We start from the raw sequence: 13,051 nt of genomic DNA on the forward strand, positions 1-13,051 counted from the left end.
CTTTCGCAGGCGGGGTTTTTTCGTACAGGGGTAAGGCTGGCTTACATCATGCCGCCCATGCCGCCCATACCGCCCATGTCTGGCATACCACCGCCAGCTGCACCTTCTTTCTTCGGCGCATCAGCAACAGCGGCTTCGGTGGTCAGGATCAGACCGCCGATCGACGATGCAGCTTGCAGCGCGGAACGGGTGACCTTGGTTGGGTCCAGGATGCCCATTTCGATCATGTCGCCATATTCGCCAGTCGCAGCGTTGTAACCGAAGTTACCTTTGCCGTTCTTGACTTCGTTGACCACAACGCTTGGCTCGTCACCGCTGTTGGCAGCGATCTGACGCAGCGGTGCTTCAATGGCACGGCGCAGAACAGCGATACCCACGTCCTGATCAGCGTTGTCGCCTTTCAGATCGTTCAGGGTTTGCAGAGCGCGGATCAGCGCAACGCCACCGCCAGGTACCACGCCTTCTTCAACGGCTGCACGGGTTGCGTGCAGGGCGTCTTCAACGCGCGCTTTCTTCTCTTTCATTTCTACTTCGGAGCCAGCGCCAACCTTGATTACTGCAACGCCGCCGGACAGCTTGGCCAGACGCTCTTGCAGTTTTTCACGGTCGTAGTCCGAGGAAGTCTCGGCAACCTGGGCACGGATCTGGTTGATGCGTGCTTCGATGTCGCCCTGTACGCCAGCACCGTCAACGATGATGGTGTTTTCCTTGGACAGGGTCACGCGCTTGGCGTTACCCAGGTGCTCCAGGGTGGTGCTTTCCAGGCTCAGGCCGATCTCTTCGGAGATAACGGTACCGCCGGTCAGAACAGCGATGTCCTGCAGCATGGCCTTGCGACGATCGCCGAAGCCTGGAGCCTTGACGGCTGCGACTTTAACGATGCCACGCATGTTGTTCACAACCAGAGTCGCCAGGGCTTCGCCTTCAACGTCTTCGGCCACGATCAGCAGTGGACGGCCGGCTTTGGCAACGGCTTCCAGTACTGGCAGCATTTCGCGGATGTTCGAGATCTTTTTGTCGACCAGCAGGATCAGCGGGCCGTCCAGCTCAGCGACCATGGTCTCTGGCTTGTTGACGAAGTATGGGGACAGGTAACCACGGTCGAACTGCATGCCTTCAACAACCGACAGTTCGTTTTCCAGGCCCGAGCCTTCTTCAACGGTGATCACGCCTTCTTTACCGACTTTTTCCATGGCTTCGGCAATGATGTCGCCGATGGAGTTGTCGGAGTTGGCCGAGATGGTACCAACCTGAGCGATTGCCTTGGTGTCAGCACATGGCTTGGACAGGTTTTTCAGCTCTTTGACGATGGCGATGGTCGCCTTGTCGATGCCGCGCTTCAGATCCATCGGGTTCATGCCGGCAGCGACGGCTTTCAGGCCTTCGTTGACGATCGACTGAGCCAGGACGGTAGCGGTGGTAGTACCGTCACCAGCGTCATCGTTGGCACGGGAGGCAACGTCTTTGACCAGCTGCGCGCCCATGTTTTCGAAACGGTCTTCGAGTTCGATTTCTTTGGCGACGGAAACGCCGTCCTTGGTGATGGTCGGAGCGCCGAAGCTCTTCTCGATGATCACGTTACGGCCTTTCGGGCCCAGGGTCGCTTTTACCGCGTCAGCCAGTACGTTGACGCCTTTGAGCATTTTCTTGCGGGCGGAATCGCCAAACAGAACTTCTTTAGCAGCCATGATCGATATTCCTTAAATACTTTGTAGTAGCGGAAAATGAACGGGTAATCAGCCTTCGATAACAGCGAGGATTTCGTTCTCGCTCATTACCAGCAGGTCTTCGCCGTCGACTTTCACAGTGTTGCTGCCGGAGTAAGGACCGAACACAACCTTGTCGCCCACTTTCACGGACAGTGCACGCACTTCACCGTTTTCCAGTACGCGGCCGGTGCCTACAGCGAGGATTTCGCCGCTGTTGGCTTTTTCAGCAGCCGAACCTGGCAGGACGATACCGCCAGCGGTTTTCTTTTCTTCTTCGCTGCGACGGATGACGACGCGGTCATGCAGAGGACGAAGCTTCATTGTCGATCTCTCCTAATTGTGGTTTTCATCGGCCGGTGTAGTCCCGGCGGGTTTAACAAAGTCCGGCGGTGCCGGGTGCGGCTCGTCAAGCGAACCGCGGAAGTCTGTCTGGCGTGATCGCCAGAAACCTTGCGGTGACCGTTACATAAGGGCGCATAAGCTGATTACAAGGGCGGGGATCGAAAATTTTTCAGGTCGATGCCCCGCAAACGAACACGGCACCCGAAGGTGCCGTGTGCCGAGCGGTTTTACTTGGTATCGCGATGTTCGAACTCGCCTTCGATCACGGTCGGCTCACGACCCAGTGGCTCGCGCGGGGCAGGACCGCCGCGTGCCTGCAGGTCATCGGCGAACGCTCGCTGACGCATGGCCTGCTCTTCGGCGCGCTGGCGCATTTTACCCGCCAGCAGGCGGCGACTGAACGGCAGCAGCATGAACAGGCCGATCACATCGCTGATGAAACCCGGAAGAATCAACAGGCCGCCGGCCAGGGCCAGCATCAGGCCTTCGAGCATGGTCTGGGCCGGCAGCTCACCGCGACTCAGACTTTCACGGGCACGCAGGGCCGTGGCCAGGCCGGCGATGCGCAGCACGAACACACCGAACATCGAGCCGAGAATGATCAGCAGCAGGGCCGGGAAAAACCCGATAGACCCTGCCACCTTGACGAATACGAACAGCTCCAGCACCGGGAACAGCAGAAAGAGCAACAAAAAAGGGCGCATCAAATGGTTCCTCAACGCAAGAATGCCTTGCCAGTTCACCTTAGATGACGTCGCCGTTTCGTGAATTCAAGCATCGGACACTTCATTTTTCGGCCAATGCTCGGCGTGGGCCAGAGAAACCAAGGCTTCCCGGACTTGTGTCGGCGTATTACAAGGCGCTTGAAACGGCAACCAGTACAGGCTTTGACCGATCCGCAGGTGCATGCCTTCGGCATCGATACCGGCCATTTGCGCCGGCACGTTTTTCGGCAGCCCGGCCAGCTCGACGTAATGGGCGATGGCCTTGGCGTGATCGGCGTTCATGTGCTCGACCATGCTCACTTCAGCCTTGCCGGCGAACGGGTTGGCCAGGGTCAGGTCGTTGACCCAGTGAATCGCACCAAAACCGCCGATGTAACGGTGGCGTACTGGCTTGAGCACCCAGAAATCGAAATCGTGGGCCTTGTGATAACCCTGCGACTCCGGGAAGTAGCGGTAGTAACGCTCGGAGGCGGCTTCGATGGCGGCCTCGTCTTCGAGCTGCTGCGCTTGCGCCAGGTAAGTCAGCCGACCAACGGCTTGAACATCTTCGGCGCCACGCTCGCCGACAAAGAGCGAGCACTTCGGATCTTTTTGCAGATTATGAGTGTGCTGGGCGATGCGGCTGATCAGGATCAGCGGCCGGCCCAGCTCGTCCAGACAGTAAGGAACCACGGAGCCGAACGGAAAACCGGGCATCGATTTGGAGTGCGTCGAGAGCACCCCACGGTATTCCTTGAGAAGCAATTCTCGTGCATGCTTAGCCGCTTCAACGCTCAATTTATGACTCCTTAAATAGAATCCGTCATAAAAACGGACGAGCTGCTGGTGAAAGTTCCAGCACGCCATCGGGGGCAGTTCTCATGTGCAGCCGGACCACGTCAGGCGCAGATCGAGAGGCTCTCTACAAGGAAACCACTCAGACCTGCTGCCGGGGACATGCGAATGCAACTCACTGACAAAGTAATCATTATCACTGGCGGTTGCCAGGGTTTAGGCCGCTCCATGGCCGAGTATCTCGCCGGCAAGGGCGCGAAACTCGCCCTGGTCGACCTGAACCAGGAAAAACTCGATGACGCCGTCGCGGCCTGCAAGGCCCAAGGCGTCGAGGCCCGCGCCTACCTGTGCAATGTGGCCAACGAAGAGCAAGTGACCCACATGGTTGCCCGGGTCGCTGAGGACTTCGGTGCGATCCATGGCTTGATCAACAATGCCGGGATCCTGCGCGACGGTCTGCTGCTCAAGGTCAAGGATGGCGAAATGACCAAGATGAGCCTGGCCCAGTGGCAGGCGGTCATCGACGTCAACCTGACCGGCGTGTTCCTGTGCACCCGTGAAGTCGCGGCGAAAATGGTCGAGCTGAAAAACACCGGCGCGATCATCAATATCTCGTCGATTTCCCGCGCCGGCAACGTCGGTCAGACCAACTACTCCGCCGCCAAGGCCGGCGTCGCGGCGGCGACCGTGACCTGGGCCAAGGAACTGGCGCGCTACGGCATTCGTGTCGCCGGCATTGCACCGGGCTTCATCGAAACCGAAATGACCCTGGGCATGAAGCCTGAAGCGCTGGAGAAGATGACCTCCGGGATCCCGCTCAAGCGCATGGGCAAGCCGGAGGAGATCGCCCATTCGGCGGCTTACATCTTCGAGAACGACTACTACACCGGCCGGATTCTGGAAATGGATGGCGGGTTGCGCCTCTAAGGTCACCACAAAACAAATGTGGGAGCGGGCTTGCTCGCGAATGCGTTAGATCAGTCAACCATCTGTTGAATGACACACCGCATTCGCGAGCAAGCCCGCTCCCACAGGGGAAAGTATTTCAGATCATCAATCGTCGCTGACGCTTATATTCGGCATCGCCGGCGTCAACGCTTCCTGCAACACGATCCGCGCACCGACATGGCGGGCCAGTTCCTGGTAAACCATGGCGATCTGGCTGTCAGGCTCGGCGATCACCGTAGGCTTGCCGCCATCGGCCTGTTCGCGGATGACCATCGACAGCGGCAACGAGGCCAACAGTTCGACGCCATACTGGTTGGCCAGTTTCACGCCCCCGCCTTCACCGAACAGATGCTCGGCATGCCCGCAGTTGGAGCAGATGTGCACGGCCATGTTTTCCACCACGCCCAGCACCGGAATGTTGACCTTGCGGAACATTTCCACGCCCTTGCGCGCGTCCAGCAATGCCAGGTCCTGCGGGGTCGTGACGATGACCGCACCGGCCACGGGCACTTTCTGCGCCAGGGTCAGCTGGATGTCGCCGGTGCCTGGTGGCATGTCGATGACCAGGTAGTCCAGGTCGCCCCACGCGGTTTGGGTCACCAGTTGCAGCAAGGCGCCGGAAACCATCGGACCACGCCAGACCATCGGCGTGTTGTCATCGGTGAGGAACGCCATGGACATCACTTCGACACCATGGGACTTGAGCGGAACGAACCATTTCTGATCCTTGACCTCGGGACGGGTGCGCTCCGGGATGCCGAACATGATGCCCTGGCTCGGGCCGTAGATATCCGCATCGAGGATCCCGACCTTGGCGCCTTCGCGGGCCAGGGCCAGGGCCAGGTTGGCGGCCGTGGTGGATTTGCCCACACCGCCCTTGCCGGACGCCACGGCCACCACGTTCTTGACGTTGGCCAGCCCCGGAATCTGCGCCTGGGCCTTGTGCGCGGCGATCACACTGGTGATCTCGACCCGGGCACCAGTCACGCCATCCAACCCCTGAATGGCCATTTCCAGCATTTGCGCCCAGCCACTCTTGAACAGGCCGGCGGCGTAGCCCAATTCGAGCTGAACGCTGACGCGGTCACCCTGGATGTCGATGTTGCGCACGCACCCGGCGCTGACCGGGTCCTGGTTCAGGTAAGGGTCGGTGTATTGGCGAAGGACGGCTTCCACCGCTGCGCGATTGACGGCGCTCATGGGCAACTCCGAAAACAGGACTGGAAAAGATAGCGGGTATCGTACCTGTTCTAAAGCCTGGGCGGCATGCTTTCAGAATGTCACAAATGTCCTGTGACGAGACGCCCCGTAGCAGCTGGCGAAGCCTGCGTTCGGCTGCGCAGCAGTCGTAAAACCAAGTGCCACGGTGTTTCAGGTAACCCGGGTTGTCCGGATTGGCGACTGCTGCGCAGCCGAACGCAGGCTTCGCCAGCTGCTACGGGGACCGTGGATGCGGGTCGCGGGGGTGAAAAATATGCGCCGGCGCTTTATAGTGGCCGACCTCCGTTTCATCAAGTAGCCGAGCCCCATGTCCGAGCCACGCAAGATCCTCGTCACCAGCGCCCTGCCCTATGCCAATGGTTCGATTCACCTCGGCCATATGCTGGAATACATCCAGACCGATATGTGGGTGCGCTTCCAGAAGCACCGCGGCAATCAATGCATCTATGTCTGCGCCGACGACGCCCACGGTTCGGCGATCATGCTGCGCGCGGAAAAGGAAGGCATCACCCCGGAACAACTGATCGCCAACGTCCAGGCTGAACACAGCGCCGACTTTGCCGACTTCCTGGTGGACTTCGACAACTTCCACTCCACTCACGCCGAAGAAAACCGTGAGCTGTCGAGCCAGATCTACTTGAAGCTGCGTGACGCCGGGCACATTGCCACGCGCTCGATCACCCAGTATTTCGACCCGGAAAAGAAAATGTTCCTGGCCGACCGCTTCATCAAGGGCACCTGCCCGAAATGCGGCACCGAAGACCAGTACGGCGATAACTGCGAAAAATGCGGCGCGACCTACGCACCGACCGACCTGAAGGATCCGAAGTCGGCGATCTCCGGCGCCACCCCGGTACTCAAGGATTCCCAGCACTTCTTCTTCAAGCTGCCAGACTTCCAGCAAATGCTGCAAACCTGGACCCGCAGCGGCACCCTGCAGGATGCAGTGGCCAACAAGATCGCCGAATGGCTGGATGCTGGCCTGCAACAGTGGGACATCTCCCGTGATGCCCCGTATTTCGGTTTCGAGATTCCCGACGAGCCGGGCAAGTACTTCTACGTGTGGCTGGATGCACCGATCGGCTACATGGCGAGCTTCAAGAACCTGTGCAACCGCACGCCGGAGCTGGACTTCGACGCATTCTGGGGCAAGGACTCCACCGCCGAGCTGTACCACTTCATCGGCAAGGACATCGTCAATTTCCACGCCCTGTTCTGGCCAGCCATGCTCGAAGGCGCCGGCTACCGCAAGCCGACCGGGATCAACGTGCACGGCTACCTGACCGTCAACGGCCAGAAAATGTCCAAGTCCCGCGGCACCTTCATCAAGGCCCGGACTTACCTGGATCACCTGTCGCCGGAATACCTGCGCTATTACTACGCGGCCAAGCTGGGCCGTGGCGTCGACGACCTGGATCTGAACCTTGAAGACTTCGTGCAGAAGGTCAACTCCGACCTGGTGGGCAAGGTCGTCAACATCGCCAGCCGTTGCGCCGGCTTCATCAACAAGGGCAATGCCGGTGTGATGGTCGATACCAACGCCGCGCCTGAGCTGACCGAAGCCTTCCTGGCCGCCGCGCCAGGTATCGCCGATGCCTATGAAGCCCGTGACTTCGCCCGCGCCATGCGCGAGATCATGGGCCTGGCCGACCGCGCCAACGCCTGGATCGCCGACAAGGCGCCGTGGTCGTTGAACAAACAGGAAGGCAAACAGGATGAAGTCCAGGCCATCTGTGCCACCGGCGTCAACCTGTTCCGCCAGCTGGTGATCTTCCTCAAACCAGTGCTGCCGTTGCTGGCCGCCGACGCCGAGGCGTTCCTCAACGTTGCGCCGCTGACCTGGAACGACCACGCGACCTTGCTCAGCAACCATCAGTTGAACGAGTTCAAGCCGCTGATGACCCGTATCGACCCGGTCAAGGTGCAAGCCATGACCGACGCTTCGAAAGAAGACCTGACCGCCAGCCAGACCGATACCGGCGAAGCCGCACCTGCCGGCAACGGCGAACTGGCCAAGGATCCGCTGTCGCCGGAAATCGAGTTCGACACCTTCGCGGCAGTCGATTTGCGCGTCGCGCTGATCGTCAAGGCCGAACACGTGGAAGGCGCCGACAAGCTGCTGCGCCTGACCCTGGACATCGGTGACGAGCAACGCAACGTGTTCTCCGGGATCAAGAGTGCCTACCCGGACCCGTCCAAGCTCAATGGTCGCCTGACGATGATGATCGCCAACCTCAAGCCACGGAAAATGAAGTTCGGCATCTCCGAAGGCATGGTGATGGCGGCCGGCCCTGGCGGTGAAGAAATCTACTTGCTCAGCCCTGACAGCGGCGCCAAGCCGGGTCAGCGGATCAAGTAATTTCCCGCGGCAAACCGATCCCACAGTCGTGCCTGGCGCGGCTGTGGGATTTTCATGTCTGGCCCCCCCTCCCGCCTTGCCGGATAATGCCTACTCTTTTTAGAACATCTCCTGTAGGAGCGAGCTCGCTCGCGATAGTCGTTAACGATAACGCGTGCCCACAGGTTGAACGCGGCGCTCTTGAGTCCATCGCGAGCAGGCTCGCTCCTACAAAACTGTCGGCACGATCATGACCGAAGCACTTCTTACCCTTATTAGCGCCGCCCTGATCAACAACATCGTGTTGCACTGGCCGTTGGCCGTCGATCCGCTGTTGGCCGGCCAGCGCCGCCAGGTCCATGCCTTGGGCATTGCGACGACATGCCTGATGCTGGTCGTGGGCATGCTCGGCTACGCGCTCTATCACTGGTTGCTGGTGCCGCTGCAATTGACGCCGCTGCGCCTGTTTTTGTTTCTGCCATTGAGCGTGCTGCTGATCGACCCGTTGCTGAAGCTACTGGCGCGGGTGTTTTCGACATTGTCGTTCGAAGGCCTCTGGCCATTGCTGCTGGGCAACGCAGGCGTGCTCGGCGTGGCCTTGCTCAACGCCCAGGAGGACAAGGGTTTCTTTCACGCCACAGCCTTGAGCCTCGGTGCAGGGCTGGGCTTCTGGCTGGTGTTGAGCCTGTTCACGGATTTGCGTGAACGCACGGCCGACAGCGATGTTCCCCTGCCCTTTCGCGGCTTGCCGATCGACCTGATCGGTGCCGGCCTGATCGCAGTGGCCTTTCTCGGATTCAGCGGACTGATCAAAACATGAGTCTGATTCAACTCATCGACGCACTCTTGCCGCAAACCCAATGCGGCAAGTGCGGCCACCCCGGGTGCAAGCCGTACGCCGAAGGCATCGCCAACGGCGAGCCGATCAACAAGTGCCCGCCCGGCGGCAACGAAACCATCGCGGCCCTGGCTGAGTTGCTGAAGGTGCCGGTGCTGGAACTGGACATCACTCGCGGCTCGGCACCTGCACAGATCGCCTATATCCGCGAAGCCGAGTGTATTGGTTGCACCAAGTGCATTCAGGCCTGTCCGGTCGATGCCATTGTCGGCGCGGCCAAACTGATGCACACGGTGATCATCGATGAGTGCACAGGTTGCGATCTCTGCGTGGCACCGTGCCCGGTGGACTGTATCGAAATGCGCCCGTTGCTGCCGGACACGGTACTGCCCGTTGTCGGGGGCCTGGCCCTCACACCGCAGGCACAGCAGGCCCGCACCCTCAAGCGCGATCACGCACGGCGCCGTTTCGAACAGCGCAATGCCCGCTTGCAGCGTGAGGAGCAACAGAAAATCGCCGAGCGCCAGGCCCGACAGCGAGCCGCGCAACCTGCAGAAGCGGCAGTCGATCCGGTGCAGGCCGCCCTCGAGCGTGTCCGCGCCCAGAAAACTGCCAATGCCGATGCTGCGCTGAAAAAGGCCAAGATCGATGTGGCGATGAGCCGGGCACAGCTGCACAAATCGCTGAAGGCCTTCGGACATCCGCCAACCTTCGAACAGCAATCGCAGTTGATCGTCCTGCAACAACAGTTCGAAGCCGCCGAACAACACCTGGTGCAACTGGAAAGCGCCGCCCCACCCGTTCCTGCACCGACGGTCGCAGCCGTGCCGTCAAATGATGCCGATCTGAAACGGGCCAAGATCCAGTTGGCCATGCGCCGCGCCGAACTCAAGAAGGCACAGGCCAACGAAGCACCGCCGGAACACATCGAAGCCCTGGAGCGCGCACTCGGCGAAGCCGAACGCCAGGTGAACGCCCATGCCGGCCCTTGAAGCGGTTGATGTTCGCCTGCAACAGGCGATGAAACTGGTGCTGCTGGCCACGCTGCCGGGAATGCTGGCGGCGTTCTGGCTGTACGGCTGGGGCGTGTTGATCAATCTGGTTATGGCAGCCGCTGCTGCGCTGGCCGTCGAGGCCGCCGTCGTGCATTGGCGCAAGCGACCGCTGAGGCCGACCCTGAGTGACGGTAGCGCATTGGTCAGTGCCACGTTGCTGGCTCTGGCACTGCCGCCTTTCTGCCCATGGTGGCTGACCCTCAGTGCAGCCGCTTTGGCGATGATTTTCGGCAAGCACCTGTATGGCGGCGTCGGCACGAATCCCTTCAACCCGGCGATGCTCGGTTTTGCTCTGGTGCTGGTCACCTTTCCCCAACCCATGACCCATTGGCCATCGTCCCATGGCATGGACCTGCTGAGTGGCTTGCAGCAAGTGTTCGGTGTCGGCCATGCGCCGGATGCCTGGGTGCAGGCCACGGCACTGGACAGTCTGCGAATCAACAAAAGCCTGACCATGGATGAACTGTTTGCCGGCAACCCGGCATTCGGCCACTTTGGCGGCCGGGGTGTGGAATGGGTGAACCTGGCGTTTCTGGCTGGCGGAATGTTTCTCCTGCAACGAAGAGTGATCAGTTGGCATGCACCGGTCGGCATGCTGGCCAGCCTGTTCATCATCAGCCTGCTGTGCTGGAACGGGTCGGGCTCCGACTCCCATGGCTCGCCGCTTTTTCACCTGCTTAGCGGCGCGACCATGCTGGGGGCATTCTTCATCATCACCGAACCGGTGTCCGGCGCCAGAAGCCCTGGCGCGAAATTGCTGTTCGGCGTCGGCGTCGGGCTTCTGACTTATCTGATTCGTACCTGGGGCGGCTATCCGGACGGCATCGCCTTCGCCGTGCTGTTGATGAACCTGTGCGTGCCGGCATTGGAGCGCTTCGTGGTGGCCAGACAACAGCCGGAGGCGCAATGAGCCGGACATCAAGCATCGCTCTTCTGGTGCTTTTGGCCGCACTGGGCTTCGGCATGACATACTTCGTGCAGCTCGGCAGCGCGCCGCGCATTGCAGCCGAACAGCGCCTGATCGACAGCCGTAATCTGCTGGACCTGATCACGCCAGACAGCTACGACAATCAACCGCTCGAACACCCCATCAAAATCGAAATAACCGCCCTGACCAACAGCGCCTTGCTCGGTGGTTATCTGGCGACCCGGGCCGATCAACCCGTCGCGGTGTTGCTGCGCAGTCAAACACTTGGCTACGCCGGTGCCATCGACCTGTTGATCGCTGTCGACGCCAATGGCCGATTGCTGGGCGTTAAAACCCTCAAACAGTCGGAAACACCAGGACTGGGGGCACGGATCGCCGACTGGCCCAATACCTGGCTTCAGATTTTTTCCGGCAAATCTCGAACAGATCCCAACGACAGCGGCTGGGCGCTGAAAAAAGATCAGGGGCAGTTCGATCAGATCGCAGGCGCGACCATCACCTCAAGAGCGGTGATCAATGCCGTCCACGATGCATTGCGCTACTTTGATGAACACCGGCAACAACTGCTCGGAAACCCTGCCCATGGATAACTCATCGACTCTGCGCAACGCCTTGATGCTGACGCCACTGATCGGCGCCACCCACTCACTGGTAGCCGCAGTTGGTTTGTGCCTGATGTTCATGGTGGTGACCCAGTTGTTCAGTCTGGCCATGGGCGCCCTGCGATCCCGGCTGGTCCCGGCGACCCGCTTGCTGGCGAGCATCCTGTTGGCGGCCACACTCACCAGTTGTGCGGAACTCATGGCAAAAGCCTGGTCGCTGCAATGGCAGCAGCATCTGGGGTTTTATGGCGCCTTGATCGCCGTGCAATGCGTCGTTCTGGAACACACCGGGTTCTTTCAGAACGGCTGGCACCAACGCCTGCGCCTCAATGGCCTGTTTGCCACGCTGTTGATCGCACTGGGCCTGCTGCGCGAAATTATCGGCAACGGGACACTCGCAAGCCACCTGTCGTGGCTGACCGGTACAACGCAAGCTGACTGGCAAGGCTGGGTGCTGATGGCCGATGGCGGTCTGCGCCTGGCCACATTGGTCCCTGGCGGGTTTATTCTGCTCGGATTGCTGATCGCCGCCTGGCAGGCCTGGCGCCCCACGCCCACACATTGATTGCCTTCGAGGAAACGCACCGCCCATGAATGCCGCAAAACGTCTGGAAATATTCCGCAGACTGCACGAGGACAACCCGGAACCAAAGACCGAGCTGGCCTATTCCTCTGCGTTCGAATTGCTGATTGCCGTGATTCTCTCGGCACAGTCGACCGATGTCGGTGTCAACAAGGCCACAGCCAAACTGTTCCCGGTCGCCAATACCCCGGCAGCGATCCATGCCCTGGGTGTCGAAGGACTGTCGGAGTACATCAAGACCATCGGTCTGTACAACAGCAAAGCGAAAAACGTGATCGAGACCTGTCGCTTGCTGGTCGAGCGCCACGCCGGTGAAGTGCCACAAACCCGCGAAGAGCTGGAGGCGCTGCCCGGTGTCGGCCGCAAAACCGCCAATGTGGTACTCAATACCGCATTCCGTCAGCTGACCATGGCCGTCGACACGCATATTTTCCGGGTCAGCAACCGGACCGGCATTGCTCCCGGCAAGAATGTGGTGGAAGTCGAGAAAAAGCTGATGAAATTCGTGCCCAAGGAGTACCTGCTCGACTCCCATCACTGGCTGATCCTTCACGGCCGCTATGTTTGCCTGGCTCGCAAGCCACGATGCGGAAGCTGCCGGATCGAGGACTTGTGCGAATACAAGCACAAAACCTCCGACGATTGAGGCGCTCTTGGGTTTTTTGAATTATCGATTGAAAAAAACTTTTTTACCCGCCGGGAGATTGTCGATATAAGGAGCGCCAAAGGCCTTCTTAAGCCTGGAGTAATTAAATGAGTACTGGCAAAGAGCAATTGGACGTAGAAGACGACTTCACCACCGCCGAAACCGATGACGCTGAGCCGGTGGTTGAAGTAGCGAAAACTAATCTGAGCAAACGCCGCACCATCGACAATCTGCTGGAGGAGCGCCGACTGCAAAAGCAGTTGGCCGATTACGATTTTGACTTATGACACCTGAAAGCCTCCCGAAACGGAGGCTTTTTTTCTGGTGGCTGCCCTGGCAGGC

At 59.8% G+C, this 13,051-nt stretch carries 14 protein-coding genes; 9 read left to right on the forward strand and 5 right to left on the reverse strand.

The genetic code is table 11. The features are described 5' to 3' along the window. Nucleotides 1–41 precede the first annotated feature (41 nt). The 4 genes from groL to ACEN8Z_RS26240 form a co-directional block, all read right to left on the reverse strand. Nucleotides 42–1,688 carry a chaperonin GroEL gene (groL, locus tag ACEN8Z_RS26225; RefSeq protein ID WP_007993914.1) on the reverse strand — a complete coding sequence of 549 codons (1,647 nt, stop codon included), beginning with the start codon at nucleotides 1,686–1,688 and terminating at the stop codon, nucleotides 42–44. A gap of 48 nt (nucleotides 1,689–1,736) precedes the next feature. After that, nucleotides 1,737–2,030: a co-chaperone GroES gene (locus ACEN8Z_RS26230; protein WP_007985847.1), complete on the reverse strand. Its 294-nt coding sequence runs from the start codon at nucleotides 2,028–2,030 to the stop codon at nucleotides 1,737–1,739. Nucleotides 2,031–2,278: 248 nt separating this feature from the next. Continuing rightward, the gene (locus ACEN8Z_RS26235; RefSeq protein ID WP_108228577.1) at nucleotides 2,279–2,755 is read right to left on the reverse strand and encodes an FxsA family protein; all 477 of its coding nucleotides are present in this window, start codon (nucleotides 2,753–2,755) and stop codon (nucleotides 2,279–2,281) included. Between the two features lie 66 nt (nucleotides 2,756–2,821). Next, nucleotides 2,822–3,553, reverse strand: coding sequence for a HugZ family pyridoxamine 5'-phosphate oxidase (locus ACEN8Z_RS26240; RefSeq protein WP_495596136.1), 732 nt, complete (start codon nucleotides 3,551–3,553; stop codon nucleotides 2,822–2,824). Nucleotides 3,554–3,718: 165 nt separating this feature from the next. Here ACEN8Z_RS26240 and ACEN8Z_RS26245 point away from each other — a divergent pair, with 165 nt between their 5' ends. After that, the gene (locus ACEN8Z_RS26245) at nucleotides 3,719–4,477 is read left to right on the forward strand and encodes an SDR family oxidoreductase (RefSeq protein WP_495596137.1); all 759 of its coding nucleotides are present in this window, start codon (nucleotides 3,719–3,721) and stop codon (nucleotides 4,475–4,477) included. A 126-nt stretch (nucleotides 4,478–4,603) separates the two neighbouring features. Here ACEN8Z_RS26245 and apbC read toward each other — a convergent pair whose 3' ends face one another. Continuing rightward, nucleotides 4,604–5,698, reverse strand: coding sequence for an iron-sulfur cluster carrier protein ApbC (gene apbC, locus ACEN8Z_RS26250; protein WP_495596138.1), 1,095 nt, complete (start codon nucleotides 5,696–5,698; stop codon nucleotides 4,604–4,606). 328 nt (nucleotides 5,699–6,026) lie between these two features. On the opposite strand from apbC, the gene metG reads away from it, so the two are divergent. The 8 genes from metG to ACEN8Z_RS26290 all read left to right on the forward strand — a co-directional run bounded on the left by metG (nucleotide 6,027) and on the right by ACEN8Z_RS26290 (nucleotide 12,996). Beyond that, entirely contained in the window at nucleotides 6,027–8,078 is a 2,052-nt protein-coding gene (gene metG / locus ACEN8Z_RS26255) for a methionine--tRNA ligase (RefSeq protein ID WP_495596139.1), read from the forward strand. 229 nt (nucleotides 8,079–8,307) lie between these two features. Next, complete coding sequence (locus ACEN8Z_RS26260; RefSeq protein WP_495596140.1) at nucleotides 8,308–8,877, forward strand: Rnf-Nqr domain containing protein; 570 nt, start codon at nucleotides 8,308–8,310, stop codon at nucleotides 8,875–8,877. Then, on the forward strand, nucleotides 8,874–9,887 hold the full coding sequence (rsxB, locus tag ACEN8Z_RS26265; protein ID WP_495596141.1) for an electron transport complex subunit RsxB: 1,014 nt from the start codon (nucleotides 8,874–8,876) through the stop codon (nucleotides 9,885–9,887). Before ACEN8Z_RS26260 ends, rsxB begins: the two co-directional genes overlap by 4 nt. Continuing rightward, entirely contained in the window at nucleotides 9,874–10,860 is a 987-nt protein-coding gene (locus ACEN8Z_RS26270; protein ID WP_495596142.1) for an RnfABCDGE type electron transport complex subunit D, read from the forward strand. Before rsxB ends, ACEN8Z_RS26270 begins: the two co-directional genes overlap by 14 nt. Then, on the forward strand, nucleotides 10,857–11,468 hold the full coding sequence (locus tag ACEN8Z_RS26275) for an RnfABCDGE type electron transport complex subunit G (protein WP_495598197.1): 612 nt from the start codon (nucleotides 10,857–10,859) through the stop codon (nucleotides 11,466–11,468). The genes ACEN8Z_RS26270 and ACEN8Z_RS26275 overlap by 4 nt, the downstream gene beginning before the upstream one ends. Continuing rightward, on the forward strand, nucleotides 11,461–12,045 hold the full coding sequence (locus ACEN8Z_RS26280; protein ID WP_495596143.1) for an Rnf-Nqr domain containing protein: 585 nt from the start codon (nucleotides 11,461–11,463) through the stop codon (nucleotides 12,043–12,045). Before ACEN8Z_RS26275 ends, ACEN8Z_RS26280 begins: the two co-directional genes overlap by 8 nt. A 25-nt stretch (nucleotides 12,046–12,070) precedes the next feature. After that, on the forward strand, nucleotides 12,071–12,709 hold the full coding sequence (gene nth / locus ACEN8Z_RS26285; RefSeq protein ID WP_007997495.1) for an endonuclease III: 639 nt from the start codon (nucleotides 12,071–12,073) through the stop codon (nucleotides 12,707–12,709). A gap of 107 nt (nucleotides 12,710–12,816) precedes the next feature. Then, nucleotides 12,817–12,996: a PA3496 family putative envelope integrity protein gene (locus ACEN8Z_RS26290; protein ID WP_007972325.1), complete on the forward strand. Its 180-nt coding sequence runs from the start codon at nucleotides 12,817–12,819 to the stop codon at nucleotides 12,994–12,996. The last annotated feature ends 55 nt before the right edge of the window (nucleotides 12,997–13,051 follow it).

The sequence above is a fragment of the Pseudomonas sp. Pseusp10 genome (genome assembly GCF_059492225.1).

Bases quoted from the DNA above. Each gene is read 5' to 3' on its own strand.
- groL (WP_007993914.1), bottom strand. From the start codon at position 1,688: ATGGCTGCTAAAGAAGTTCTGTTTGGCGATTCCGCCCGCAAGAAAATG.
- ACEN8Z_RS26230 (WP_007985847.1), bottom strand. From the start codon at position 2,030: ATGAAGCTTCGTCCTCTGCATGACCGCGTCGTCATCCGTCGCAGCGAA.
- ACEN8Z_RS26235 (WP_108228577.1), bottom strand. From the start codon at position 2,755: ATGCGCCCTTTTTTGTTGCTCTTTCTGCTGTTCCCGGTGCTGGAGCTG.
- ACEN8Z_RS26245 (WP_495596137.1), top strand. From the start codon at position 3,719: ATGCAACTCACTGACAAAGTAATCATTATCACTGGCGGTTGCCAGGGT.
- apbC (WP_495596138.1), bottom strand. From the start codon at position 5,698: ATGAGCGCCGTCAATCGCGCAGCGGTGGAAGCCGTCCTTCGCCAATAC.
- metG (WP_495596139.1), top strand. From the start codon at position 6,027: ATGTCCGAGCCACGCAAGATCCTCGTCACCAGCGCCCTGCCCTATGCC.
- ACEN8Z_RS26260 (WP_495596140.1), top strand. From the start codon at position 8,308: ATGACCGAAGCACTTCTTACCCTTATTAGCGCCGCCCTGATCAACAAC.
- rsxB (WP_495596141.1), top strand. From the start codon at position 8,874: ATGAGTCTGATTCAACTCATCGACGCACTCTTGCCGCAAACCCAATGC.
- ACEN8Z_RS26270 (WP_495596142.1), top strand. From the start codon at position 9,874: ATGCCGGCCCTTGAAGCGGTTGATGTTCGCCTGCAACAGGCGATGAAA.
- ACEN8Z_RS26275 (WP_495598197.1), top strand. From the start codon at position 10,857: ATGAGCCGGACATCAAGCATCGCTCTTCTGGTGCTTTTGGCCGCACTG.
- ACEN8Z_RS26280 (WP_495596143.1), top strand. From the start codon at position 11,461: ATGGATAACTCATCGACTCTGCGCAACGCCTTGATGCTGACGCCACTG.
- nth (WP_007997495.1), top strand. From the start codon at position 12,071: ATGAATGCCGCAAAACGTCTGGAAATATTCCGCAGACTGCACGAGGAC.
- ACEN8Z_RS26290 (WP_007972325.1), top strand. From the start codon at position 12,817: ATGAGTACTGGCAAAGAGCAATTGGACGTAGAAGACGACTTCACCACC.